Source organism: Agrobacterium sp. ST15.16.024, assembly GCF_027956545.1.
Classification (GTDB): Bacteria; Pseudomonadota; Alphaproteobacteria; order Rhizobiales; family Rhizobiaceae; genus Agrobacterium; species Agrobacterium cucumeris.
In genome coordinates, this window is sequence record NZ_JAQKGO010000001.1 from 372,068 (window position 1) to 395,628 (window position 23,561).

General features: G+C 58.2%; 24 protein-coding genes, 1 tRNA gene and 1 riboswitch. Of the genes, 16 read left to right on the forward strand and 9 right to left on the reverse strand.

What is annotated here, in order from left to right; all coding sequences use genetic code 11:
• Positions 1-14 precede the first annotated feature (14 nt).
• The 3 genes from pstB to phoB all read left to right on the forward strand — a co-directional run bounded on the left by pstB (position 15) and on the right by phoB (position 2,368).
• Positions 15-830, forward strand: coding sequence for a phosphate ABC transporter ATP-binding protein PstB (gene pstB / locus PL640_RS01815; protein WP_142840983.1), 816 nt, complete (start codon positions 15-17; stop codon positions 828-830).
• 98 nt (positions 831-928) lie between these two features.
• Positions 929-1,654 carry a phosphate signaling complex protein PhoU gene (gene phoU / locus PL640_RS01820; protein WP_142840984.1) on the forward strand — a complete coding sequence of 242 codons (726 nt, stop codon included), beginning with the start codon at positions 929-931 and terminating at the stop codon, positions 1,652-1,654.
• A gap of 30 nt (positions 1,655-1,684) precedes the next feature.
• On the forward strand, positions 1,685-2,368 hold the full coding sequence (phoB, locus tag PL640_RS01825; RefSeq protein ID WP_003493692.1) for a phosphate regulon transcriptional regulator PhoB: 684 nt from the start codon (positions 1,685-1,687) through the stop codon (positions 2,366-2,368).
• Between the two features lie 298 nt (positions 2,369-2,666).
• Here phoB and PL640_RS01830 read toward each other — a convergent pair whose 3' ends face one another.
• Entirely contained in the window at positions 2,667-3,200 is a 534-nt protein-coding gene (locus tag PL640_RS01830) for a GcrA family cell cycle regulator (RefSeq protein ID WP_269700093.1), read from the reverse strand.
• Between the two features lie 430 nt (positions 3,201-3,630).
• On the opposite strand from PL640_RS01830, the gene PL640_RS01835 reads away from it, so the two are divergent.
• The 3 genes from PL640_RS01835 to PL640_RS01845 all read left to right on the forward strand — a co-directional run bounded on the left by PL640_RS01835 (position 3,631) and on the right by PL640_RS01845 (position 7,037).
• A complete protein-coding gene (locus PL640_RS01835) occupies positions 3,631-4,830 on the forward strand; it encodes an aspartate aminotransferase family protein (RefSeq protein WP_142840986.1) in 1,200 nt (399 codons plus the stop codon).
• Between the two features lie 55 nt (positions 4,831-4,885).
• Positions 4,886-5,803 (forward strand): ornithine carbamoyltransferase, encoded by a 918-nt coding sequence (gene argF / locus PL640_RS01840; RefSeq protein WP_271360637.1) that lies wholly within the window; start codon positions 4,886-4,888, stop codon positions 5,801-5,803.
• A gap of 244 nt (positions 5,804-6,047) precedes the next feature.
• A complete protein-coding gene (locus tag PL640_RS01845) occupies positions 6,048-7,037 on the forward strand; it encodes an Hsp33 family molecular chaperone (protein WP_271360638.1) in 990 nt (329 codons plus the stop codon).
• Positions 7,038-7,088: 51 nt separating this feature from the next.
• Here the strand turns inward: PL640_RS01845 and apaG are convergent, their stop codons facing one another.
• Positions 7,089-7,481, reverse strand: a complete 393-nt coding sequence (apaG, locus tag PL640_RS01850; RefSeq protein WP_142840988.1) for a Co2+/Mg2+ efflux protein ApaG — start codon at positions 7,479-7,481, stop codon at positions 7,089-7,091.
• 238 nt (positions 7,482-7,719) lie between these two features.
• On the reverse strand, positions 7,720-8,904 hold the full coding sequence (locus PL640_RS01855) for an O-succinylhomoserine sulfhydrylase (protein WP_052820249.1): 1,185 nt from the start codon (positions 8,902-8,904) through the stop codon (positions 7,720-7,722).
• Positions 8,905-8,947: 43 nt separating this feature from the next.
• A riboswitch (SAM riboswitch) is annotated at positions 8,948-9,026 on the reverse strand.
• 73 nt (positions 9,027-9,099) lie between these two features.
• Between PL640_RS01855 and PL640_RS01860 the strand changes: the two genes are divergently transcribed.
• From PL640_RS01860 to PL640_RS01875, 4 genes are all read left to right on the forward strand, one after another.
• Positions 9,100-10,197, forward strand: a complete 1,098-nt coding sequence (locus PL640_RS01860; RefSeq protein ID WP_271360639.1) for a 2'-deoxycytidine 5'-triphosphate deaminase — start codon at positions 9,100-9,102, stop codon at positions 10,195-10,197.
• 57 nt (positions 10,198-10,254) lie between these two features.
• Positions 10,255-10,328, forward strand: a tRNA-Gly gene (locus PL640_RS01865).
• 149 nt (positions 10,329-10,477) lie between these two features.
• Entirely contained in the window at positions 10,478-11,167 is a 690-nt protein-coding gene (gene aqpZ, locus PL640_RS01870; protein ID WP_271360640.1) for an aquaporin Z, read from the forward strand.
• 89 nt (positions 11,168-11,256) lie between these two features.
• Entirely contained in the window at positions 11,257-11,550 is a 294-nt protein-coding gene (locus PL640_RS01875; protein WP_046800726.1) for a hypothetical protein, read from the forward strand.
• A 204-nt stretch (positions 11,551-11,754) separates the two neighbouring features.
• On the opposite strand, the gene PL640_RS01880 is transcribed toward PL640_RS01875, so the two are convergent.
• Positions 11,755-13,701: a glycosyltransferase family 2 protein gene (locus PL640_RS01880; RefSeq protein WP_271360641.1), complete on the reverse strand. Its 1,947-nt coding sequence runs from the start codon at positions 13,699-13,701 to the stop codon at positions 11,755-11,757.
• 170 nt (positions 13,702-13,871) lie between these two features.
• On the opposite strand from PL640_RS01880, the gene PL640_RS01885 reads away from it, so the two are divergent.
• Positions 13,872-14,633 carry a transporter substrate-binding domain-containing protein gene (locus PL640_RS01885; protein ID WP_271360642.1) on the forward strand — a complete coding sequence of 254 codons (762 nt, stop codon included), beginning with the start codon at positions 13,872-13,874 and terminating at the stop codon, positions 14,631-14,633.
• Between the two features lie 100 nt (positions 14,634-14,733).
• On the opposite strand, the gene uppX is transcribed toward PL640_RS01885, so the two are convergent.
• Positions 14,734-16,026: a Wzx-type polysaccharide biosynthesis protein UppX gene (gene uppX / locus PL640_RS01890; protein ID WP_271360643.1), complete on the reverse strand. Its 1,293-nt coding sequence runs from the start codon at positions 16,024-16,026 to the stop codon at positions 14,734-14,736.
• Positions 16,027-16,315: 289 nt separating this feature from the next.
• On the opposite strand from uppX, the gene uppY reads away from it, so the two are divergent.
• Both uppY and PL640_RS01900 read left to right on the forward strand, forming a co-directional pair.
• The gene (gene uppY, locus PL640_RS01895) at positions 16,316-17,611 is read left to right on the forward strand and encodes a Wzy-type polysaccharide biosynthesis protein UppY (protein ID WP_271360644.1); all 1,296 of its coding nucleotides are present in this window, start codon (positions 16,316-16,318) and stop codon (positions 17,609-17,611) included.
• Between the two features lie 26 nt (positions 17,612-17,637).
• Entirely contained in the window at positions 17,638-18,390 is a 753-nt protein-coding gene (locus tag PL640_RS01900; protein ID WP_271360645.1) for a polysaccharide deacetylase family protein, read from the forward strand.
• Between the two features lie 47 nt (positions 18,391-18,437).
• On the opposite strand, the gene PL640_RS01905 is transcribed toward PL640_RS01900, so the two are convergent.
• Positions 18,438-19,088, reverse strand: a complete 651-nt coding sequence (locus PL640_RS01905) for a S24 family peptidase (RefSeq protein WP_271360646.1) — start codon at positions 19,086-19,088, stop codon at positions 18,438-18,440.
• Between the two features lie 113 nt (positions 19,089-19,201).
• The gene (locus tag PL640_RS01910) at positions 19,202-19,852 is read right to left on the reverse strand and encodes a response regulator (RefSeq protein WP_142841048.1); all 651 of its coding nucleotides are present in this window, start codon (positions 19,850-19,852) and stop codon (positions 19,202-19,204) included.
• Between the two features lie 241 nt (positions 19,853-20,093).
• On the opposite strand from PL640_RS01910, the gene PL640_RS01915 reads away from it, so the two are divergent.
• Both PL640_RS01915 and PL640_RS01920 read left to right on the forward strand, forming a co-directional pair.
• Positions 20,094-20,447, forward strand: a complete 354-nt coding sequence (locus PL640_RS01915; RefSeq protein WP_142841049.1) for a DUF952 domain-containing protein — start codon at positions 20,094-20,096, stop codon at positions 20,445-20,447.
• The gene (locus PL640_RS01920) at positions 20,447-21,538 is read left to right on the forward strand and encodes a quinone-dependent dihydroorotate dehydrogenase (protein WP_269698756.1); all 1,092 of its coding nucleotides are present in this window, start codon (positions 20,447-20,449) and stop codon (positions 21,536-21,538) included. Before PL640_RS01915 ends, PL640_RS01920 begins: the two co-directional genes overlap by 1 nt.
• Before the next feature lie 62 nt (positions 21,539-21,600).
• Here PL640_RS01920 and PL640_RS01925 read toward each other — a convergent pair whose 3' ends face one another.
• On the reverse strand, positions 21,601-22,101 hold the full coding sequence (locus PL640_RS01925; RefSeq protein ID WP_142841051.1) for a CAP domain-containing protein: 501 nt from the start codon (positions 22,099-22,101) through the stop codon (positions 21,601-21,603).
• A gap of 1 nt (position 22,102) precedes the next feature.
• Positions 22,103-22,369, reverse strand: coding sequence for a DUF6460 domain-containing protein (locus PL640_RS01930; RefSeq protein WP_046800527.1), 267 nt, complete (start codon positions 22,367-22,369; stop codon positions 22,103-22,105).
• Positions 22,370-22,537: 168 nt separating this feature from the next.
• Here PL640_RS01930 and PL640_RS01935 point away from each other — a divergent pair, with 168 nt between their 5' ends.
• Positions 22,538-23,479: a class I SAM-dependent DNA methyltransferase gene (locus PL640_RS01935; RefSeq protein ID WP_271360647.1), complete on the forward strand. Its 942-nt coding sequence runs from the start codon at positions 22,538-22,540 to the stop codon at positions 23,477-23,479.
• Positions 23,480-23,561: the final 82 nt, after the last annotated feature.

Here is a 23,561-nt window from a genome sequence, read left to right on the forward strand (position 1 = left end):
AGGGAGATTGAGCAATGAACATGTTGTCGGAAGCAGCAGTTGAAAAGGCGCTGGACAAGAAAATGAATGAAGTTTCGTACAAGATGATCGGTAAGGACGTTTCGGTTTATTACGGCGAAAAGCGCGCGCTTTACGACGTGAACCTCAACGTTCGGGAAAATACGGTGACCGCGCTTATCGGCCCCTCGGGCTGCGGCAAGTCCACATTCCTGCGTACCCTGAACCGTATGAACGACACGATCGATGGCTGCCGGGTCACCGGCAAGATCACGCTCGACACCGACGATATCTACGATCAGGCGATTGATGTCGTGGAATTGCGCGCCCGCGTCGGCATGGTGTTCCAGAAGCCGAACCCGTTCCCGAAGACGATTTACGAGAACATCTCCTACGGTCCGCGTATCCACGGTCTTGCCCGTAACAAGGCGGATATGGACCAGATCGTTGAGCAGAGCCTGCAGAAGGCCGGCCTGTGGAACGAGGTCAAGGATCGCCTGCACGAATCCGGCACCGGCCTTTCCGGTGGTCAGCAGCAGCGTCTGTGCATTGCACGCGCGGTTGCCGTCAGCCCGGAAGTGATCCTGATGGATGAACCCTGCTCGGCGCTCGATCCGATCGCAACCGCCAAGGTCGAGGAACTGATCCACGAGCTGCGCGCCAATTTTACGATCGTCATCGTTACGCACTCCATGCAGCAGGCAGCGCGTGTTTCCCAGCGTACGGCCATGTTCCATCTTGGTCATCTTGTCGAAGAAAACGAAACGGACAAGATGTTCACCAATCCGGACGACCAGCGTACGCAGGATTACATCATGGGCCGCTTCGGCTGATTTCCGGCCGGCGCTTTATCGAAACCGAACAAGACTGGTGCCTTTGCCGTGCCCCGCTGGTGTGCACGTGCATGAAGGCCAAGCCGGAGGATTAGACCATGACACAGACAACGACCCATTCGCATATTCTGTCCGCTTATGACGACGAATTGAAGTTCCTGACGCGCCGCATCGCCGAAATGGGCGGTCTGGCCGAGCAGATGTGCGCCGACGCCGTGCGCGCACTGGTCAATTCCGATGCTGCGCTTGCGCAGAAGGTCATTTCCGACGACGCGATCCTCGACCATTCCGAGCGCGAGATCGGCGACAAGGCCATCGTCACCATCGCCAGACGGCAGCCCGTCGCGGCCGATCTTCGCGAAATCATCGGCACGCTGCGTATTGCTGGCGATCTCGAGCGCGTCGGCGATCTCGGCAAGAACACTGCCAAGCGCGTTATCGCCGTTGCCGGCACCGGCGTGCCGCGCAAGCTCGCCCGCGGTCTCGAACATCTGTCGGAACTGGCGCTGGTGCAGCTCAAGGAAGTGCTCGACGTCTATTCTACCCGTTCCGCCGAGAAGGCCAATGCCATCCGCGAGCGTGACGAAGAAATCGACGCCATGTACACGTCGCTCTTCCGTGAGCTTCTGACCTACATGATGGAAGATCCGCGCAACATCACCACCTGCACGCATCTTCTGTTCTGCGCCAAGAACATCGAGCGTATTGGCGATCATGCGACGAATATCGCTGAGACAATTTATTACATGGCCACCGGCAGCCAGCCGGAGGGCGAGCGTCCGAAGGACGATAGTTCCAACACACTCGGTTCGGTGACCGAATAACAGACAGGCAGAAGCTTGCGGAGTTAGTATATGGTGCCCAAGATTGCAGTTGTGGAAGACGAGGAAGCGTTGAGCGTCCTGCTTCGTTACAATCTCGAGGCTGAGGGATACGACGTCGACACGATACCCCGTGGCGACGAGGCGGAAATCAGGCTGCAGGAACGTATTCCGGATCTTCTCATCCTGGACTGGATGTTGCCCGGTGTTTCCGGCATCGAACTGTGCCGGCGCCTGAGAATGCGGCCCGAAACCGAACGCCTGCCCATCATCATGCTGACGGCGCGCGGTGAAGAAAGCGAGCGTGTACGCGGTCTTGCCACCGGTGCCGACGATTATGTCGTCAAGCCGTTTTCGACGCCGGAACTCATGGCCCGCGTCAAGGCTATGCTGCGCCGGGCTCGCCCCGAGGTTCTGTCTTCGGTGCTGAAATGCGGCGATATAGAACTCGATCGCGAAACCCACCGCGTTCACCGCAAGAGCCGCGAAGTGCGTCTCGGACCGACGGAATTCCGCCTGCTGGAATTCCTGATGACATCTCCGGGTCGGGTGTTCTCTCGCTCGCAGTTGCTGGACGGCGTCTGGGGCCACGATATCTACGTGGATGAGCGCACCGTTGACGTTCACGTCGGACGTCTGCGCAAGGCGCTCAATTTTTCGCACATGCAGGATGTCATCCGCACCGTTCGCGGTGCCGGATATTCGATGGAAGCCTGAGCGAAGCCGAACTGACCAGCTTCAGTCAGCATAACATACGTATAAAGATCAAAGGGCTCGACACCATTGCGGTTTCGGGCCTTTTGATTTTGAACCTTCCCCAAACACGACACCTTGACCTTTTGAATGGACAATCGCCTGTCTGTTGGTGCGCGGATTGTGGGCTAGGCGCCTCGGCGATGGAGGAAAAGGCCGAACATTCCGCCGGCGCATTGTTTCCGCAGCCGGTCTGAATTTGTCATAAAAAAACGGGCCCGAAGGCCCGTAGTTTTTGAGTGCTGATTGCGTGCCGCAACACTCAAGCCTTGCGGCGCTCACTGACCGGCTGGTAGGCGAGCTTCGCATGGAACTTGCAATAGGGTGAGGATTCCAGCGCTTCGCAACCGCAGAAGTGGAAATCGTCTTTCAAGGGATCGCCGACCGGCCACTTGCAGGTGCGTTCGGTCAGTTCCGTCAGAGTCAGGCGACGGGAAATCGGCGTCACGACATTTCTGGAAGGAACGTAATCGAGAACCTGCGCGGTTTCGATATCGATCTCTTCGTGAAGAGCGGTTGCTGCATTCGAACGGCTCATGGTGCGGGCCGGTGCCGCGTTGACGCGTGCCGTGAAATTTGTCGCGCGCGGAGCGGGGGCCGCAGTGCGCTTGGGTGCGGAGCGTGCCGAAGTGACCGGTCCGCCAGCCTTGACGCGTCCCGGCAGATTGAGGCGGTGGACCTTGCCGATCACGGCGTTACGGCTTACACCGCCCAGCTGCGCTGCTATCTGGCTGGCGCTCAGTCCTTCGGCCCACAATTTCTTGAGTTTCTCGACCCGCTCGTCTGTCCAGTTCATGCCGCTTCTCCGCTTGTCGCGTATATTTCGGCAGAATCCGTCTCCGCCTCACGGGCGCGCCGCGAGCGTGGTTTCTGCCAGATTTTAGGTGACTAGTTCCGCCGCAATGCAGTCTAGTAATTAGCGATTAACCTAGTGCCAGCCCGACTCCGTGGCAAGAGTCGCGGGAATCATCTGGAATCGATTTTCCGGTTTTCCCCAACTTGCTGGCGAGTTGAGTCTGAAAGGCAACACCTTGGGCCTCTTTCGGTGATGCCTACTAGTGCTTGAGAAGCCCGGGAAACGCGGACTTTTGTTGACATCGGCAAACGAAGTGACAATAGTGCCCCTGCCGCCGCGAGGCGGCATTTTTGATTTTCAGGCGAGGGATAACCCCGCGAGCCTATTGACAACCTTATGACAGCGCATCCGCGCAAGGAGTGATACAGCCATGGCCGAAGCCGCCGCGCCATTGTTCGATACGTTTTCAAGAGCCCCGCTGCGCTTCGAGCGCGGTGAAGGGGTCTGGCTGTTCACGGAGAGCGGCGAACGATATCTGGATTTTGCAGCCGGTGTTGCGGTTAACTCGCTGGGCCACGCCCATCCGCACCTTGTGGAAGCAATCAAGACGCAGGCCGAGAAGGTCTGGCACGTGTCGAACCTCTATGAAGTGCCCGGACAGGAAAAGCTCGCCAAGCGCCTGACGGAAGCAACCTTCGCAGACAAGGTGTTCTTCACCAATTCAGGTGCTGAAGCGCTGGAATGCGCCATCAAGACAGCGCGCCGTTATCATTATTCAAAGGGTCATCCGGAGAAGTTCCGCATCGTCACGTTTGAGGGTGCCTTCCATGGCCGCACCCTGGCGACGATCGCTGCCGGCGGCCAGCAGAAATATCTTGAGGGTTTCGGCCCCAAGGTCGAAGGTTTCGATCAGGTTCCTTTCGCTGATGTCGATGCCTTGAAGGCCGCCATTACGGCGGAGACGGCCGCACTTTTGATCGAGCCTATTCAGGGCGAGGGCGGTATTCGGGCGCCGAGCAAGGAATTCCTGCAAATTCTGCGTGGATTGTGCGACGAGCACGGCCTTCTCCTGATTTTCGATGAAGTCCAGACGGGTGTCGGCCGCACGGGCAAGCTGTTTGCCTATGAGCAGACCGGCGTTGCGCCTGATATCATGGCGGTTGCCAAGGGTATCGGCGGCGGTTTCCCGCTTGGCGCCTGCCTTGCGACAGCGGATGCAGCTTCCGGCATGACGGCCGGCGTGCATGGCACCACCTATGGCGGCAATCCGCTGGCAATGGCGGTTGGCAATGCCGTGCTGGATGTCGTTCTGGCTGACGGTTTTCTGGAAAAGGTTCGTGATGTCGCACTGGTCTTCCGCCAGGGTCTGGCGTCGCTCAAGGATCGTTATCCTGATGTGATCGAGGAAATTCGTGGCGAAGGCCTGCTGATGGGCATCAAGGCGAAGGTTCCTTCGGGTGATCTATTGCAGGCCATGCGCGCGGAGCACCTGCTCGGCGTGCCGGCAGGTGACAACGTCATCCGTCTTCTGCCGCCGCTCGTCACCACGGCGGAAGAGGCCCGCGAAGGGCTGGCGCGAGTGGAAGCGGCTGCCGCCTCCCTGACAGCGAAACAGGCGAAAATCGCCTGAAACCAATCAAGGGCGGGCCTCTTCCCAGAGGCTCGCGAGCATGGGACAGTTTGAAATGGCTTCACCAAAACATTTTCTAGACCTTTCGGCCGTTGGGTCGGAGGACTTGCGGACGATTCTCGATGATGCGCGGGCGCGCAAGATTGCCACCAAGGCCGGCACGGCGAAAAAGCCGCTGGCCGGCAAGATGCTGGCGATGATCTTTGAAAAGCCGTCCACCCGAACCCGCGTTTCCTTCGATGTCGGCATGCGCCAACTCGGCGGTGAGACCCTGTTCCTGTCGGGTACGGAAATGCAGCTCGGTCGTGCGGAAACGATCGGTGATACGGCCAAGGTTCTGTCGCGTTATGTTGACGCCATCATGATCCGCACCACGGATCATTCGCGCCTGCTTGAGCTTGCCGAACATGCAACCGTGCCTGTTATCAATGGCCTGACCGACGACACCCATCCCTGCCAGATCATGGCGGATATATTGACGTTCGAGGAACATCGTGGCCCGGTGAAAGGCAAGACAATCGCCTGGACGGGGGACGGCAATAACGTGTTGCACTCTTTCGTTGAAGGCTCTGCCCGCTTCGGTTACCGCATGAACATGGCGGTGCCCATGGGTTCTGAACCGCACGACAAGTTCCTGAACTGGGCGCGTAATAATGGCGGCGAGATCGCGCTTTATCATGATGCCGACAAGGCGGTTGCCGGGGCAGATTGTATCGTTACCGACACCTGGGTATCGATGAACCAGGAGCACAAGGCGCGCGGCCACAACATCTTCCAGCCGTATCAGGTGAATGAAGCGCTGATGGCCAAGGCCGATAAGGACGCGCTGTTCATGCACTGCCTACCGGCGCATCGCGGCGAGGAAGTAACGGACGGCGTTATCGACGGGCCGCAATCGGTGGTCTTCGATGAGGCGGAAAACCGGCTCCACGCCCAGAAGTCTGTCATTGCCTGGTGCATGGGCGTCATCTGACGACCATTGCCGGTTCTGATCGATGCCGGACCAGGTGCTTGAACTTGGCCGCATACATTACCATCTGTGGGACTTCGAAGAGGCTCGTCGGTTTTTTGCTGGCGGGCCATCATCAAGATTTGCACGATTTTCCCCGGAGGCGGTTTCGCTTCCCGGATCTCTGTGCGACAAGCGGAAAAAGCACATTCAAAAAGCCGGACTTTTGGACGGTAGCGGCGCAACGGCTGCGCCAGGGAGTTATGATATGGCAGATGTAACGGTTGAACTCGACGATCTCGTTCTTGCTGGCGACGACAAGGTCGTACCCTTTCAGGTCGAAGGTCTGGATGTGCGCGGCCGCGCCGTGCAGGTTGGGCCGCTGCTGAACGCCATCCTCGAACGGCACGACTACCCCACGGTTGTCGCCCGCCTGCTGGCGGAAGCGACGGTTCTGACGGCGCTGATCGGTACATCCCTGAAGTTTTCCGGCAAGCTTACGGTGCAGACCAAGGGTGATGGCCCGGTGGACCTTTTGGTAGCGGATTTCACCGCGCCCGAGAGCATGCGCGCCTATGCCCGTTTTGACGAAGAGCGGCTGGCCGAGGCAATCGCTGCCGGCGCCACCTCGCCCGAACAATTGCTGGGCACGGGCATTCTCGCGTTTACGATCGATCAGGGTATGGGTATGCAGCCCTATCAGGGCATTGTTCCGCTGGATGGCTCGTCGCTGGAAGAAATCGCCGGGGTTTACTTCCGGCAGTCGGAACAGCTTCCCACCCGCGTGCGCCTCGGCGTTGCCGAGTTCTTTGACCGTGACGGTGAAGGCAAGCCACGCCATGGCTGGCGTGCCGGCGGCATCATCGCCCAGTTCCTGCCGCAGGCGCCGGAGCGTCTGCGCATGCGCGATCTCCACGGTGGTGATGGCGATGAAGGCGGTCACGAAACGATGGAAGACGATGCCTGGACCGAGGCGGTGACGCTGCTGAATACGGTCGATACCGACGAATTGACCGACCCGCAGGTGCCGGTCGAACGTCTCCTGTATCGGCTGTTTCATGAGAGTGGCGTGCGCATCTATGATCCGCAGGTCATCTTTGATCGTTGCAGCTGTTCGCGTGACAAGATCAAGGGCGTTCTGTCCGGCTTCACCGCTGAAGAGATCAAGGCGAGTGAGGAAGACGGCGCAATTGCGGTGACGTGCGAATTCTGCTCCACCACCTATCGCTACGACATCAGCGAGTTTGAAAACGTCTGAGTAAAAAAGCCGCGCTGTTAAAAGGCGCGGCTTTTCAATTGCTCGTGAACCTCAGTTCAACACCCGTAAAAGCCCGGGTGAATCCAGCGAAAAGGCGGGAATGGTGACATTGAACACCTCGCCGCTTTCGGTTTCCATTTCATAATGGCCGAACATCAGGCCCGAAGGCGTGTCCAGCGGGCAGCCGGAGGAGTACTCATAGCTGTCGCCGGGGTTCAGGTGCGGTTGCTCACCCACGACGCCCGGCCCATAGACTTCATCCACCTGGCCGTTCTGATCTGTGATATGCCAATAGCGGTTGACGAGTGTCACCGTCATATCAGAGTTGTTCGAGATCACGACTTTGTAACCCCAGACGTAACGGTCGTCATCCGGGTCGGATTGTTCTTCGAGATAATACGGATCGACCGTTACCTCGATATCCCTTGTCAGAGCACGATACATACGCGCCACACCTCGATATTATGCCTGTTGCCATTATCCTACACTATAGGCTCTGGCTATCGTCAAGAAAATGAACGGCTTGACGGGTGGGCGCCACCTGTTGTTGCGCCGTTTTCCACCGTTAGGGATAACGATAAAGGTAAATATTGGTTGCCCGCCAGAGGATTTTGCCCTCTGCGGAGCCGGCTGCGCCATGGCCCGACGCAGGGTAGGGCCATGGTGCTTATGGATTGAATTTTCAGGCGGAAACGGCTGCCAGCCCCTTCGCCAGATCCTCCAGCAGGTCGTCGGTATCTTCGATACCGCAGGAAAGCCGCAGAGTTCCGCCGGAAATGCCCAGTTCGGCGCGCGCCTCATCGGAAAGGTTCTTGTGCGTTGTGGTGCCGGGATGGGTGATCAGGCTCTTGGCATCGCCCAGATTGTTGGAAATCTTCACGATCTCCAGCGCGTTCTGCAGCGCGAAAGCCGCATCCTTGCCGCCCTTCAGTTCGAAAGCCACCAGCGTCGAGCCGCCCGACATCTGCCGCGCGATAATATCGGCCTGCGGGTGATCGGCGCGGCCGGGATAGATGACCTTGGCGACCTTGCCGCTATCGGCGAGGAAATCGGCGATCTTGCCGGCATTTTCCGTCTGCTGCTTGACGCGCAACGGCAGGGTCTCGATGCCCTTCAGCAGCGTCCACGCGTTGAACGGCGACATGGCCGGACCCGTGTGGCGGAAATAATCCTGCAGCTCTTCCTCGATCCACTTCTTGTCGGAAAGGATAACGCCGCCGAGGCAACGGCCCTGACCATCAATATGTTTGGTCGCCGAATAAACCACGATATGGGCGCCGAGTTCGAGCGGCTTCTGGAAGAGTGGCGTCGCAAACACATTGTCGACCACGACCTTCGCGCCGATCTGGTTGGCAAGCTTTGCCACGCCGGCAATATCAACCACTTCAAGTGTCGGATTGGTCGGGCTTTCAAGGAAGAACAGCTTGGTATTCGGCTGGATCGCCTTTTCCCAGTTACCGAGATCGCGCCCGTCGATCAGCGTGCATTCGATGCCGTATTTCGGAGCTAGGGTTTCAACCACCCAGCGGCAGGAGCCGAAAAGGGCGCGTGCGGCAACGATATGGTCGCCGGCGCGCAACTGGCACATGATGGCGGCGGTGACGGCGGCCATGCCGGAGGCGAGCGCCCGGGCGTCTTCAGCACCTTCCAGCAGGCACATGCGCTTTTCGAACATGTCATTGGTCGGGCTGGCATAACGGGCATAGATGAACCCGTCCGTTTCGCCCTTGAAGCGCGCTTCGGCGGCTTCGGAGTTTTCGTAGACGAAACCCTGGGTCAGATAGATCGCTTCAGACGTCTCACCATAGGGGGAGCGTAGCGTACCGCCGTGAACGAGCTGGGTTGCCGGGCGCCATTTATTGCTCATGTGATCACCTTCAAAACAAAAAAACCGGCCGCAAAAGCAGACCGGTTCCAAGCACCCGGTCTTTTTAGCCACTTGTTTAACGTGGCTGCAAGCCGACCGGCCAAATCACCACGGGATAAGCTTGCCATACTGCCGTTATCGGCTTGCGTCAATGCTTTCCTTTTGGTTTTGTCGCCGTAAAAAGGAATGATGACCATGACGAGAACCACGGGCATTTTGGCGGATGGCGCTATCCGGGCGCTGTTTGCGGGCGGCAAGCTGAAAAGCGAGGCCGAGCTCGATGTTGACCAGGTGCAGCCCGCCAGCCTCGATTTGCGGCTGGGCTCAAAAGCCTATCGCGTTCGTGCCAGCTTCATGCCCGGCCCCGGAACCCGCGTCATCGACAAGCTCAATCGCTTCAGCCTGCACGAAGTCGATCTCTCTGAGGGCGCCGTGCTGGAAACCGGTTGCGTTTATATCGTCCCGCTGATGGAAAGCCTGGAGCTGCCGGCGGAGATGTCTGCTTCGGCCAATCCCAAAAGCTCGACCGGTCGTCTTGATATCTTTACCCGCGTGATGACCGACAATGCGCAGGAATTCGACAAGATTCCGGCGGGATATGCCGGCCCGCTTTATCTGGAAATCAGCCCGCGTACCTTCCCGGTGGTGGTGCGCCGCGGCTCGCGCCTGTCGCAGATCCGTTTCCGCATCGGCCATTCGCTGCTCAACGAAAGCGAGCTTCTGAAGCTGCACGAAACGGAAACGCTGGTCGCCAGCGAAACCCCCAACGTGACGGGCGGCGGCATCGCGCTCTCTATCGACCTGAAGGGTTTCGGCGATAACGGGCTGATCGGTTATCGCGGCAAGCATCACACGGCCGTGGTGGATGTCGACAAGAAGGCCCAGCACGACGTCCTCGATTTCTGGGAACCGCTTTTTGCCCGCGGACGCGCCGAACTGATCCTTGATCCCGATGAGTTTTATATTCTCGTTTCACGCGAAGCCGTGCACGTGCCGCCGCTTTACGCCGCCGAAATGACGCCCTTCGACCCGCTGGTCGGCGAATTCCGTGTGCACTACGCCGGCTTCTTCGACCCCGGCTTCGGCCACGCACAGGCCGGAGGCACCGGCAGCCGCGCCGTGCTGGAAGTGCGCAGCCACGAGGTACCCTTCATCCTCGAACACGGCCAGATCGTCGGCCGGCTGGTTTACGAGCACATGCTGCAGAAACCGGAAGGCCTCTACGGCACGGGCCTCGGCTCCAATTATCAGGCCCAGGGCCTGAAACTCTCCAAACATTTCCGGGCGGGATAATGAGCGTACCGGGTGCTTGACACCCGTTGCGAACTGTCCGATGTCTTGTCTTACGGTGCGGGTGTAGCTCAATGGTAGAGCAGCAGCTTCCCAAGCTGAATACGAGGGTTCGATTCCCTTCACCCGCTCCATTTTTCCAATATAGCTGAAATCTTTTCTGGCCCGCGGGCAGGTCGTGCGTGGCCGCCGCCAGGCGGCAAGTGCATCTCTACAATTTAGCTTGACTACGATTAAATTGCACGTAATAGTTGATGCAGTCGTAACATTATGGGGAAGTGTTATGAGTCGCAAACTTCTTTCGGAATTTCTGGGAACATTCTGGCTTGTCTTCGGTGGCTGTGGCAGTGCGGTTTTCGCTGCCGGGTTTCCAGAGCTTGGCATTGGTTTCCTCGGCGTTGCTTTTGCTTTCGGCCTGACGGTGCTGACCATGGCCTATGCGGTCGGAGGCATTTCCGGCGGTCATTTTAATCCGGCGGTTTCCGTTGGTCTGACGGTGGCCGGCAAGTTCCCGGTATCGAACCTCGTTCCTTATATTGTGGCGCAAGTTCTGGGCGCGATTGTTGCGGCAGCTGCGCTTTATGTCATCGTCACTGGCAAGGCGGGTGCCGAACTTGGTGGTTTTGCCGCCAATGGTTATGGCGAACATTCACCGGGAGGATATTCCCTCGTATCAGCGCTGCTGATCGAAGTGATCCTGACCGCATTTTTCCTGATCGTCATTCTGGGATCGACGCATGGCAGGGCTCCAGCCGGTTTTGCGCCAATTGCCATCGGTCTTGCCCTTACCCTTATCCATCTGATTTCCATTCCGGTCACCAATACCTCGGTCAATCCGGCCCGCTCGACGGGACAGGCATTGTTCGTCGGTGGATGGGCGCTGCAGCAGCTGTGGCTGTTCTGGCTTGCTCCGATCCTCGGCGGTGCCATCGGTGCTGTGGTCTGGAAACTTTTCGGCGAGAAAGAAGAGTAGGGTCCAAGGCCAGCTCCTTCCTGCCCGCGCAGACATGAATGGGAAGTTTGTTTTCCCGAATGGTCGGGGAAACCATTGAGGAGGATGACATGGATCTTGCTTCGATATTGGCCCAGGTGATCGGTGGTGCGGTTGGCGGCACGGCTGGCGGGAAGATAGTCAAGGATTCCGATCTCGGCTCGCTTGGCAACCTGATTGCAGGCGCCATTGGCGGCATTGGCGGCGGAACCGTACTTGGCTCGTTGCTTGGAGCGGCGGGGAATGCGGCGGCCGGTGGTGTGGATATCGGCGCTCTTGCGGGTCAGCTGGTTGGCGGCGGTGTCGGTGGTCTGATCGTTCAGATCATTGTCGGTCTGATCAAGAACAAACTCGTCGCTAAATAGGGCCGTTGGTCACCCGCGTGGTGGCGTGACAGAGCTTGCCGGAGGAGAAATCTCATTCGGCAAGGCTTCTGGTGTATTCTGTATCGATGACGGCAACCCGCCGAAACCGGATTATGCAGTAGCACCTCTGCAATGGTGGAATGCGTTCTGCGGTTGCCGAAAAGACGTGTGAGAACTGCATTCATCGATATTGCGGATGCCGCGTCAGGCCGAATTCTTGACGGCCGGCATATGTGGTGTCTTGTTCCAGACGAAGGGTCTGGTTTTCAGTTCCACAACCGCGCGCCATGCCGCAAAAGACAACATCAGCCAGTAAACCGGTATCGCTAGCCAATATTGTCCGACCTGTTGCTTTTCATAGGCTATCATTCTGTTTCGGCCCATCAGCACAAAGATGGTGTAGCTCCCGAGAATATTCAGCGTATCGATGAAGAACAGAATGCTCTGCCAGGAAAACAGCATATCTGTGCCGCTTTCCAGGATCGCCATGGCCATAAGGGCGAAGGATAGAAACAGCAGGGGGTGGGTCAGCGACGATAAAAGCATGCCGCCGATCAGCAGTTGAAAGACGATATAGTCGATCCATCCCATCTGGCGCGCAGTTGTAAGGGGCGCACGGGTCATCACCAGCCAGCTTTGCAACCAGCCCTTGTACCAGCGCGCCCGCTGGCTCAGCCACACGGAGAGCGAGGTTGGCGCGTCTTCCAGCGTCTGTCGCCGGATGACACCGCAGCGATAACCGAGCCTGTGCAGCCTCAGGCCCATATCGGCGTCCTCGGTCACATTATAGGGGTCCCACGCACCAACGCGGCGCAATATCGCGGTGCGGAAATGGTTTGAAGTGCCGCCAAGTGGCAGCGGCAGTCTGTGCGCGGCAAGAACCGGCAACATGCAGCGAAAGAGGCCGGAATATTCCAGCGCGAAACAGGCGCTGAGCCAGGAGGAGCGTGCATTGCTGATAATAAGCGGCGCCTGCAGGCAGGCCACTTCGTCCGGCTGGCGGCGAAAGGTGGCGTGAGCTTCGCGCAATTGCTGCGGATGCGGGCGGTCTTCCGCATCGTAAACGACAACGAAGGCGCCCCGCGCTCCTGCGAGCGCATAGGTCAGCGCCTTGGGTTTGGTGCGTGGCAGGGATGGCGGCACTTTTATGAGCTCGATATGCGGGCCGGGATTGACGCGCTTGATGGCGGCGATCGTCGCGTCATCATCCGCTTCGCAGATGAGTTTGATATCCAGTCGGGACCTGGGCCAATCCAGACGCTCCAGCGCGCCGATGAGCTGCTCGACGACCGCCTCCTCGCGATAGAGCGCCACGAGAACGGTGTAGACCGGCAGGTCGTTGTCGTTTCGGAGAGCGGGGAGGGCTTGTTTTTCGTTTTCCGTCGGAGCGTGCGGAGCATTAACAAGCGCAAACAGCCTGAAAAGCAGTGTGAAGAAATAGAGCATCGTCAGGCTGACGTGGATGTAAGCCAGGGCCGCTTCCGTATAAAAAAGCAACGACAGCGTCAGCAGCGTAACCAGAATGCCGGTGTAGAAACCCTGCTGGCCCTGTAATGTAATCCTGGCGGAATGGCCCGGTGCCGCGTTGAAAAGCCGTTGTTGCGCCTCTTGGCTGCGGCGCGTTTCACCTGCCTTCCAGATTGCGCTGCGCATGGCCTGCGGCGTGGTAACGGCAAGTTCGTCGAAAAGATGCGGATGCCGATCAAGCATGGTCTTCAGCAATTCAAACCGTCCCAGTTCCGGCACGATCAGAAGGAGCGATCTGCCGTTCAGTGGCTTCAACCGGAGTAACTGTGGTTCGGCGAGTTGCGTATCGAGGGTCTTGATATCCTCGACCCGTTCCGGATCGATTTCCGGGAAAAACGGCAGCCGCAGAAATCTGGCAAAAGCACCGAAATAAGCGTCCGGCTGGACAAGGCCGCTTGCCAGCAACTCATCTTCCACCGTCGAGCCGTTTTTAAGAGCCCGCTGCTCGAATGCGTCGATATAGGGTTTTCCGAAGCCCAGTGAAGCGAGGAACTGCGCCTGCCCGAGTTCAGCCTGTTCGGCTGCGCTCCATTGCCGATCATCGCCGGTGAATGAAAATGCAATTTTCCGTTCCATTGCCGTCGTGCGAAACGATTCTCGTGTATAGTGGCTAGATTGATCCATGCATCGCCGCCGCCGTCATGGTAATGTTCCACATCCTGCCACGGACAGTATAGATGAGAATGACGAATGTAACGCGAAATATAGGTATTGGTTTTACTTTAGCTTTCGCTTTACAATTTTTTGGTGTTATTAGCGAAGCTCGCGCCGAAGGTCTCTCGGACGGAAACCGTATGCCGGTGCTGTTTGATGCGCAGGAGCGATTTCCGGGCGGCGATCTTTCTTCCGTGCCGCGGATCAGGTTTTTGATGTCGGTTGATTTTCCGCCGTTCAATTTTACCGATCAGGAGGGCCGGCTCGCGGGTTTCCATGTGGATCTGGTGCGTGAAATCTGCGCCCAGCTGAAGGTGGAAAGCAAATGCCAGGTGCAGGCATTGCCGTTTGACGAGCTGGAGGCGGCCCTGGAAATGGGGGAAGGTGAAGCGGTAATTTCCGGCATCGCCACCACCGCTGACCTGCGCAAGAGTTTTACCTTCTCGCGCCCCTATCTGCTGTTGCCCGCCCGTCTTGCGGTCAACAAGGCCGCGAAGTTTTCCGGGTCCGGTGCTGACGCCCTGTCGGGAAAAAAGGTGGGGGTTGTCGCCGGTTCGCGGCATGAACAGATGCTCAAGGCATTTTTTCCCAAAGCTGCGCCTGAAGGTTTCGAGGGTTATGAACCCATGTATGAAGCCCTGAAGACGGGCAAAGTGGACGCCATCTTTGCTGACGGCCTGCGCTTGCCTTTCTGGATTTCGGGAAGCGCCGCCGAAGGCTGCTGCGCGCTCTTTGGCGGCCCTTATATGTCCGACAGGTTTCTTGGCGAAGGCCTTTCCATCATGGCGGTCGATCCGGATAATGTGCTTGTGCCGGCCTTCGATCAGGCGCTTGCCGCACTTTCCCGCAACGGCCGGCTGGAAGAAATCTACCGCCGTTATTTCCCCTATGGGCTTTATTAGAGCATTCGGGAAAACAGTGTAGCGGCTTTACGCTGGCAAACGCTGCGGATGACGATAGTTTCTGTGTCGATCCGGTTCAGATCGCCCGTGGCGTTACATCCTATTTCGCGGGGGCAAACGCCTCGTCATTACGGCGCAGTCGCAAAAGCGCGATCCACACCGCAGCGGCAATGGCGGTCTCCACCATGAAATAGCTGCCGATCGTTCCTGAAATGCTGAAAGACCAGGTGGCAAGCGCGACGACGACGGAACCGATGAGGTTACCGCTGTTCCATATCTTGGCGCGAATATCCTGCCGCCCTGATGCACCAAGCGCTTCAAGCGCCGTCGCCGCAACAGCCATGGGTATCACCGCCCAGCAGAGAACCCGGGTGATGATGGGCAGCGAAACATATTCGTCGCCGAACAAGAGGGGCAGGAATGGTGCGATGATGAAGATCGCCAATGCGCTGCCGGCTGCGATGACGAGAGCAGCCTTCAACACATTATAGGCACGTTCTATCGTCTTGCTGATGCCCTGCAGGGCGGCGGAGGCCGAACCCGGATAGATCAGGCGGTTAAGCGCCTCAACGGAAAGATAGGAACTGTCGAGAATTCGCCGGGCAATGGAATAACTACCCAGGACCTCGGCGCTGGCAATAGCGCCGAGAACCAGAATGTCGGCATTGCCGCGCACGGCCTTGAACAGGAACTGCGTGGAAAACAGAATGCCGATACGGATTTCATCGCGCACAATCCGGAATACCGGCCTGCCGAGCCTGCTGATTGCCTTCACGGAAATCACCGCCGCAATGGTGTGGGCGGCGAGGTTCCACAAAGCCCAGGCCTCCACCGTTTCCACTTTGAAAACGAGACAGGCGACCACGGCGGCAATCGTGCGCGCCACGGCGAACATCACTTCCAGCTTGTTGGCCGAGGCGAAGTCGGAATGGGCGATGAAGCTCTGTGTGGAAAGCGAAATGACCTTCAAAAGAACGAGGTTCGTGATGAGGATCAGGAAGGTGGTGATGAGCGTGTGCAGCAATGTTTCCGAGGTCGGGAAAAACACCGGGATCGTTAGCATGCCGATGATGGTCAGCACCACACCTGTGGCTGCACTCAAAAGGTAACTGTGGCCAAGCATGACGGGAAACATGCTGCGATCCTGCGCCACGCGGCGGATGAGCGATTCCTGCGAGCCGATACCGCAGATCTGCACACCCAGATTGGTCACGGCGGTAATCGAGGCGTAAAGCGCGAATTGTTCGACACCGAGATGGCGGGCGAGCAGGGCAAATGTCAAAAGCTGGGCGGCGCTGGACATCAGCAATGCCCCGCCGGATGCCATGTAGGTCAATCCCAGTCTGACTAGATGGCCGAACCGCGGCGTATTCAACGACACCTCATTCTCCATGTTTTTTCGACATTGCCGGGCAAGTTCAACAATGACCGCCCTGCCTTGCAATATTTCGCGAACTGAAAAAGCCGGTGATCGGCCAGTAATCTGAATGCCAATAACCCGAATGAATGGCAGTTTCTCCTGTCTTAGCCTTCTTGAGGTAAGAGAGGGTTAAAGCAATTGCACAATAATGATGATAATGACCGTTTATGGTTATTTGGACATGGCCCGGTTTCACAAGGGTTTTGTTGTTCGTCACAAGGCAGGCCAATGATCCGATTTTCCGCTCCCGATGCAGGCGACCATGCCGCGTTTTGCTGATACGCAGTCCATTTCTGCGGAAAGCAGCGCCATGTCCCTTTCGGGCGGCCGTCGCGACGCGATTTTTTTCGTCGTCACGATGCTCTATATATGGATTTCGGTAGCGCCTTTTGAGAACCTTGCCGCTCCGCCTGTGCCGCACGCCGCTGCAAACCAGCTGACTGGACTGGTGATCGCGCTGATTTTAGGGGTGTTTGCCCTGCGCCACCGGCTGACGGGGCTTTTGCTGCGGCCGCGTCTGCCCATCCTGTTGCTGTTTGCCTGGCTGGTGATCTGCTCGGTGCTTGGGGCGGGGCCTGGCACCTCGCTGCAACGCCTGATCTTCACGGCGCTTTTGTGCTTCATCACCAGTGTCCTTGTGGTCATGCCAAGGGACCGGCGGCAGTTTGACCGGATGATGGCCGTCTTCGCCATCATTCTGCTTGCGCTCTGCTATTTCGGGGTGATCTTCCTGCGCGCGCGCGCGGTCCACCAGCCTTATGATCTTGAGGAAAAAGCGCTTGCTGGCGACTGGCGAGGCATCTTCAACCACAAGAACGCCGCCGCGCCCGCCATGATCATTCTTTTCATGGTCGGGCTTTATCTGCGCAACGCTTGGTCAACGGTCGGCGGCATTGCGATCACGCTGCTGGCAGGGTTCTTCCTCTGGAAAACCAACGGGAAAACCGCCGCGATGCTGCTGCCCGTCACCATCGCGCTGATCTGGATCATGGAAAGACATGCCGGCCGGACATTGCTGATGATCGGCGGCCTCCTCACATTTCTCAACATCGTCGCGGTCGGCTCCACCTATTTTCCAAGCATACAGAATCTGGTCGAAAGCCTGGGCATCGATTCCACCTTCACCGGACGAACGGACATATGGCGCCTGTCCTTCGACACCTTTGCGCAATCGCCGATCTTCGGCCAGGGTTTCCAGGCATTCTGGACGAGCGACCGGCTTTTATCGCAGGCCGATATTGCCGGCACCTGGGCGGTCACGGCCTTTCACGCCCATAATGGTTATGTCGAAAGTCTGCTGAATGGCGGCCTGCCGGCTTTCATCCTGACAGTCATTTGGCTCGTCATCATTCCCGCAAATGATTTTCGCACGGCGGTGGACCGCGGTACAGACCCGGCTTTGACGCGGCTTTTTGGACGAATCTGGGTGTATGCCTTACTTTCTTCGTGTCTTGAGAGTAATTTCTTTACCGGAACCGGGCCTATCTGGTCGTCTCTTCTGATCGCAATTTATTGTCTGAGGCATCAGGCTTACGACATACTTGAACAGGGGCAGTAATTCGTTGACAGGCCGGGGGGCTGGGTATGACGCAAAAAATCGGAACGATTGCAGACCGGGTCAATAACCGGCTCGTGCGGTATTTTTCGCGACCGGCGGTGCGGATCGAAACATCGCAGCCGATCGTCTCCTTCACATTTGACGATGTTCCGGCGAGTGCCTGGACGAGCGGCGCCCGCATTCTGGAGGATGAGGGTGTTCGCGGGACATTTTACATCGCGGGCGTTTTTATCGACGGGCATTATGAACAGCAGGAGATGATTTCCGCAAAGGGCTGTTCCGAGCTTGCAGCCGCCGGCCATGAGCTTGCCTGCCACACCTATTCCCACCGCAAACTATCGAGCTTTTCACGGCGCGGGCTTGAAGAAGATTTCGACCGCAATGACCGCGTGCTAGGATCGTACGACAAAAAACGGCACAGGCAGAATTTCTCCGTTCCTTTCGGCATGGCCTCGCCAATCATGCAGCCCCTGTTGCGGCGCCGGTTTAGAACCGCCCGCGGCATCATGCCCGGCATCAATCGTGGCAGCGTCGATCCGCATAATCTTGCCGCCGTCGAATTGCGGTCGGATCAAAATTATCTCGATGCCGCTGACCGCTGGCTGGAGGATGTTTTGCAAAATGGCGGCTGGCTCATCATTTTCACCCATGATGTTTCGACCACGCCGAGTTTTTACGGTTGCCCGGAAGAGAGGCTTCGAAGTCTTGTGCGCCGGGCGATGTCCGGAGGGGCGAAAGTCATGACGGTGGATGCCGCCGCAAATGCGCTCGGTCTCTGAATAGGTATTGTGCTCGGTATAGCGCCAGCGGTTCGTTGCCCGCGCGCTTACTGGCTGGCCCAGATGATGCGGGCGATCCATTCCACATCGGCCATGTCGAAGCTGCGGTTCGGGTGTTCGGGGTTGAGCGACAGAAGCTCGATGTTCTTGGGGCTTTGCCGCGCCAGCACCTTGGCCATCACCTCACCGTCGCGACTTTTCAGCACCACACGGTCACCGCGCCGCACCTGCGCGCCCGGTTCCACGATGAGGATATCGCCGTCGCGGTAAAGCGGCATCATGCTTTCGCCCTGCACTTCCAGCGCATAGACGCCCTGTTTGCGTTCGGGGGACGAGGGGAACTCCACCACATCCCAACCCTGACCCGCCGGAAAACCGCCATCATCGAAAAAACCGCCGGAACCGGCCTGCGCGAAACCGAGAAGCGGAATGGCGTTGTCGGCACCGGAAGGCTGCATGGCCTGCGCCTTGCCAAAAGCATAGCCGAAAAACTGATCGACACTCGCCCCCGTTGCCTCCAGCACCTTTGATACGGATTCCGTCGAGGGCCAGCGCTTGCGTCCGTCCGGGCCGAAACGCTTCGACTTGTTGAACGAGGTGGGATCGAGACCGGCACGTTTTGCCAGTGCTGATGGTGTCAGCTCATGACGCTTGGCTAGCGTATCGATGGCGCTCCAGATCGTCTCGTGTGAAAGCATGATAGAAAGCCCGCAGATGGAGCCGGTGGCGGAAAAGCTCCTGTCGTTTACCCACCGGAATCTAGACTATATCCAGCCTGGAGTAAAGAAAGGAAAGGAATAAAATCCTTGGTTCACGCCACCATGGCCGATGTATTTATCTTGGCGAGCTGGATGACGGCCTGTGTGCGGCTGTCGACCTTGAGCTTCAGGAGGATCGCCGAGACATGCGCCTTGATGGTGGCTTCCGAAACATTCAGCTCATAGGCGATCTGCTTGTTCAGCAACCCTTCGGCCAGCATGCCGAGAACCCGGCTCTGCTGCGGCGTCAGCGTTCTGAGCCGGGCGATGAGATCGGCGACATCCGAATCCTGTTCCTTTTCGCCTTGATGACCCGCCGGTATCCAGACATCGCCTTCCAGCACCGCGCGGATACCATCGCGGATATCATCGATACCGGAGGATTTGGAAATGAAACCGGAAGCGCCGAGCTCGATGGATCGGCGGATGGTGGTTGCGTCGTCCGTTGCCGAAACGATGACGATCGGCAGGCTGGAAAATTCCGCCCTGAGCGCCATCAGGCCGGAAAATCCGCTAACTCCCGGCATGGCGAGATCGAGAAGCATCAGATCGGCGTCGTGGCGTGCCGTTGCAGCGCTTCGGGCGGCTTCGAAATCTCCCGCTTCCACAATGGTCTGCTGCCCATCAAGACCGGATACGGCCTGTTTGAGGGCGCCGCGAAAAAGCGGGTGATCATCTGCAATAATAATGACAAGTTCCGACATTCTGGCCCCCTCCCAAGGGCGTTATGCGGTTCTTTCGCGGGTACTGGTGCACTCCCTTGCCGGCGGTCGAAACGCGCCCGGCTCCTCCGCTCAAGGTTGCGCCAATCGCTTGCGCATTACAAGAAAAAGCTTGTGGGGAGGTGGCCTTTGAAGCTCTCCGCAATAAAAATGCCGTGGAAACTGTGGACAATCTTCGAGCTTTGCGGCAAATCCCGCTGAGTGGAAAGCCTTGGAGAGCCCTATGCAGGAAACGCCCGCGATCATCTATAAAATCGTGCCGGAGACGTTGTGGAGTGCAGCCAGGGCAAAAGGCGTGTTCGAAGGTGCGGCTATCGACCTGACCGACGGCTTTATTCATTTTTCGACGGCGAAACAGGTGGCCGAGACCGCCGCGCGGCATTTTTCCGGCCAGGTCGATCTGCTTCTGATTGCAGTCGACGGCGCAGCGCTGGGCGACAGGCTGGTCTATGAGCCCTCCAGAGGCGGCGATCTTTTCCCCCACCTCTATGCCCCGCTTCCCTTGAGCGCCGTGCTTTGGGAAACGCCGCTCTCACTCGATCATGATGGCCAGCACCAGTTTCCGGAGATTTTATGATGAGCGGATTATTTTCCTCTGTTGGCCGCAAGGGCCTGTTTCTGGTCGATCCGGAAAAGGCGCATGGACTGTCCATCGCCGCGCTGAAAAGCGGCTTTCTGCCCACGTGCATGGTGCCGCATGATCCGCGCCTGCAACAGACCGTTGCCGGTCTCGTCTTTCCCAATCCGCTCGGCATGGCGGCAGGTTATGACAAGAACGCCGAAGTGCCGGGGCCGCTTCTGCGGCTCGGTTTCGGCTTCACGGAAATCGGTACCGTCACGCCGAAAGCGCAATCCGGCAATCCGAAACCCCGCATCTTCCGTCTGGTTGAGGATGAAGGCGTCATTAATCGCCTCGGTTTCAACAATGAAGGCCATGCCGCAGCGCTGGAGCGCCTGAAGCAGGCGAGCCTGCGGGGCATCGTCGGCGTCAATATCGGCGCCAACAAGGATAGCGAAGACCGTATTGCCGATTACGTGCAGGGCATCGAGGCGTTTTATTCGGTCGCGTCCTATTTCACCGTCAATATTTCTTCGCCCAATACGCCCGGCCTGCGCGACCTGCAGGCGCGTGAAAGCCTTGCCGCACTTCTCGTTGCGGTGCTTGAACGTCGCAAGGCGCAGGCTGAGCGCTTTGGCAAACGCATTCCGGTCTTTCTCAAAATCGCGCCCGATCTGACTGAAGAGGGAATGGATGACGTTGCCGAAGAAGCGCTCGCCCATGATCTCGATGGTTTGATCGTCTCCAACACCACGCTCTCCCGCGAAGGCCTGCGGCCCGGTCCGCACAAAGGCGAGGCCGGCGGCTTGTCCGGCAAGCCGTTGTTCGAACTCTCGACCACGGTTCTCGCCAAGATGCGCCGTCGCGTCGGCGACAATCTGCCGATTATCGGTGTCGGCGGCGTATCGTCCGCGGAAACCGCGCTGGAGAAGGTGAGGGCAGGGGCCGATCTGGTACAGCTCTATTCCTGCATGGTCTATGAAGGCCCGGGCCTGCCATCTGCCATCGTCAAAGGCCTGTCGAAACTGGTCGCCCGTGAGGGTGTGCAGTCTATTCGTGACCTGCGCGACAGCACCGTAGACCGCTGGGCCGACCGCAAGCTCGGCTGATTCCGGAGCGGGGTAGGGGCGCGGCGACTTGGCTGCCCGTGAACCCCGCTTCCGTCATCTGATCAGGCGCAGAGCACCATTGCCCAATAGGGCCGGTTGCGGCTGGCGGCATCATAGGCAACCGCGACGCCAAGGCCATTATAAGGCCCGAGCATGTTTTCAAGATGGTGCTGCGAGCCGATCCAGGCCTTGACGACACGCTCGACGCTGTCCTGTCCGGCGGCCACGTTTTCCGCTGCTGGAAGCGGCACCTTGCCATCCTTCATGCGGATAAGGAAACTGTCGGTGAGGCCAATCAGATGCGCCATCTTCTGCGCCTTGACCATGCGGCCGGCCTGATAGGCGGCTGCACCGCTTGCCGCGCCATTGATCGAAAGCGGTGAAAGCCCCTTCGAGCGGCGCAGGTCATTGACCATCGGCAGCGCCGCCGCCGTCTCATCGCGGGTGCCTGATGGCATTCCCTTGTTGGTGGGCATGGAAACGCAGGCGGAAAGGACGGAGCCGGCGGAAATCAGCACGAAGCCGCGCCGGGAAAGCGTCTGAAGTGATGATGTATTGGTCATGTCAGCGGCGATAGCTCAGCAGGCGCAGGATGATGAAAACGGGAATGACGATCGTGGCCCCGAGGATCAGGTAGTCGCCGATTGCGCCCAGCGCATGGAAACCGCTGCGCCACAGGTCGACGACGAAATCGCGCGCGCTATAGATGATGTTCCACGGCGTCAATCCGAAGATCGCCATCAGAAAACCGACGAGCAGCGAAACCACCAGCAGCTTCACCACGGTGCGGGCCACCGTATCACCCAGCATTTTGTTGACCTCACCGGCCATCAGCAAGTCTCCTGTTTTGTCCTGACATATGAAACGGACCGCTTCGATGCAAGTTTTCGCGCATTATATCGCGCCATATCAGCCAATTCCACGCGGGTGCCATGAAATAGGACTTGAGTTTTTTTATGGCTTGATAAATGACAGCCGGCATCTTCTCAGGAATCATTGATGGCCCCAAACCAGTTTTCTTCCGGTGACGTCATTGCCGACCGCCGGGCCGACTATGCCCGCATGTTGGCGGAAGGCGGTGATTATCCCGCCGCCGCCGAACTTATGGAACAGGCGCTTGAACTGGCGCCACGGTGGACGGCGGGATGGTTTCGCTTCGGGGAATATCACGAAAAGGCGGGCGAGACCGCAAAAGCGGTGGCGGCTTACGAAAAAGTCGCCGAGCTGGATAGGGAAGGGCTGTTTGCAGCCGAACTGAAACTTGCGGTTCTCGGCGCCGCCGAAACACCCGAGCAGCCGCCGAGCCGTTATGTGGAAGGGCTGTTTGACGATTATGCCGACCGCTTCGAAACCTCGCTTGTTGAGAAGCTGGATTACAGCGTGCCGCAAAAACTGGCGGAACTGATCGACGGGCAGGCGAAAGGCGGCGTCTTCGACACCATTGTCGATATCGGCTGCGGTACCGGTCTTCTTGGTGTCGAGATCCGCTCCCTCGCAAAACGGCTGGAGGGGTTCGATATTTCGCAGAACATGCTGGCCAAGGCCGAGGAAAAGGATCTCTACGATCATCTCGACCAGGCCGATCTTTCATTGGATGAAGAGACCTCCGGACTTTTCACCCCGACACTTGCGCGCCACCGCGCCGATCTCGTCGCCGCCGCCGACGTCATGATGTATCTCGGCAGCCTCGAAACCGTCATGCCGCTCGTTTCCGCCCTGCTCAAGCCATCGGGCTTTTTCGCCTTCTCGGTGGAGGATGCGGGAGATGAAGAAGGGTTCATCCTGCGGGAATCCCTTCGTTACGCCCATTCCAAAAGCTACGTGACCGACCTTCTGGAGCGGACGGGCTTTTCCCTTATCGAAATCCGCAAAACCACCATTCGCAAGGATGCCGGAAAACCCCTTTCCGGCATTCTCTTTCTTGCCCGCGCCAGAGGCTGAACATTCCTTTTCTTGCCTTTTTCGCGATAGGTCAGCCTTGCTTACATATCCATCTTGATCCGGTATTTTTTGCAGTGCAAAA

Coding starts and splice junctions, on each gene's coding strand:
- pstB (WP_142840983.1), top strand. CDS start 15: ATGAACATGTTGTCGGAAGCAGCAGTTGAAAAGGCGCTGGACAAGAAA.
- phoU (WP_142840984.1), top strand. CDS start 929: ATGACACAGACAACGACCCATTCGCATATTCTGTCCGCTTATGACGAC.
- phoB (WP_003493692.1), top strand. CDS start 1,685: ATGGTGCCCAAGATTGCAGTTGTGGAAGACGAGGAAGCGTTGAGCGTC.
- PL640_RS01830 (WP_269700093.1), bottom strand. CDS start 3,200: ATGAACTGGACAGACGAGCGGGTCGAGAAACTCAAGAAATTGTGGGCC.
- PL640_RS01835 (WP_142840986.1), top strand. CDS start 3,631: ATGGCCGAAGCCGCCGCGCCATTGTTCGATACGTTTTCAAGAGCCCCG.
- argF (WP_271360637.1), top strand. CDS start 4,886: ATGGCTTCACCAAAACATTTTCTAGACCTTTCGGCCGTTGGGTCGGAG.
- PL640_RS01845 (WP_271360638.1), top strand. CDS start 6,048: ATGGCAGATGTAACGGTTGAACTCGACGATCTCGTTCTTGCTGGCGAC.
- apaG (WP_142840988.1), bottom strand. CDS start 7,481: ATGTATCGTGCTCTGACAAGGGATATCGAGGTAACGGTCGATCCGTAT.
- PL640_RS01855 (WP_052820249.1), bottom strand. CDS start 8,904: ATGAGCAATAAATGGCGCCCGGCAACCCAGCTCGTTCACGGCGGTACG.
- PL640_RS01860 (WP_271360639.1), top strand. CDS start 9,100: ATGACGAGAACCACGGGCATTTTGGCGGATGGCGCTATCCGGGCGCTG.
- aqpZ (WP_271360640.1), top strand. CDS start 10,478: ATGAGTCGCAAACTTCTTTCGGAATTTCTGGGAACATTCTGGCTTGTC.
- PL640_RS01875 (WP_046800726.1), top strand. CDS start 11,257: ATGGATCTTGCTTCGATATTGGCCCAGGTGATCGGTGGTGCGGTTGGC.
- PL640_RS01880 (WP_271360641.1), bottom strand. CDS start 13,701: ATGGATCAATCTAGCCACTATACACGAGAATCGTTTCGCACGACGGCA.
- PL640_RS01885 (WP_271360642.1), top strand. CDS start 13,872: ATGCCGGTGCTGTTTGATGCGCAGGAGCGATTTCCGGGCGGCGATCTT.
- uppX (WP_271360643.1), bottom strand. CDS start 16,026: ATGGAGAATGAGGTGTCGTTGAATACGCCGCGGTTCGGCCATCTAGTC.
- uppY (WP_271360644.1), top strand. CDS start 16,316: ATGCCGCGTTTTGCTGATACGCAGTCCATTTCTGCGGAAAGCAGCGCC.
- PL640_RS01900 (WP_271360645.1), top strand. CDS start 17,638: ATGACGCAAAAAATCGGAACGATTGCAGACCGGGTCAATAACCGGCTC.
- PL640_RS01905 (WP_271360646.1), bottom strand. CDS start 19,088: ATGCTTTCACACGAGACGATCTGGAGCGCCATCGATACGCTAGCCAAG.
- PL640_RS01910 (WP_142841048.1), bottom strand. CDS start 19,852: ATGTCGGAACTTGTCATTATTATTGCAGATGATCACCCGCTTTTTCGC.
- PL640_RS01915 (WP_142841049.1), top strand. CDS start 20,094: ATGCAGGAAACGCCCGCGATCATCTATAAAATCGTGCCGGAGACGTTG.
- PL640_RS01920 (WP_269698756.1), top strand. CDS start 20,447: ATGAGCGGATTATTTTCCTCTGTTGGCCGCAAGGGCCTGTTTCTGGTC.
- PL640_RS01925 (WP_142841051.1), bottom strand. CDS start 22,101: ATGACCAATACATCATCACTTCAGACGCTTTCCCGGCGCGGCTTCGTG.
- PL640_RS01930 (WP_046800527.1), bottom strand. CDS start 22,369: ATGGCCGGTGAGGTCAACAAAATGCTGGGTGATACGGTGGCCCGCACC.
- PL640_RS01935 (WP_271360647.1), top strand. CDS start 22,538: ATGGCCCCAAACCAGTTTTCTTCCGGTGACGTCATTGCCGACCGCCGG.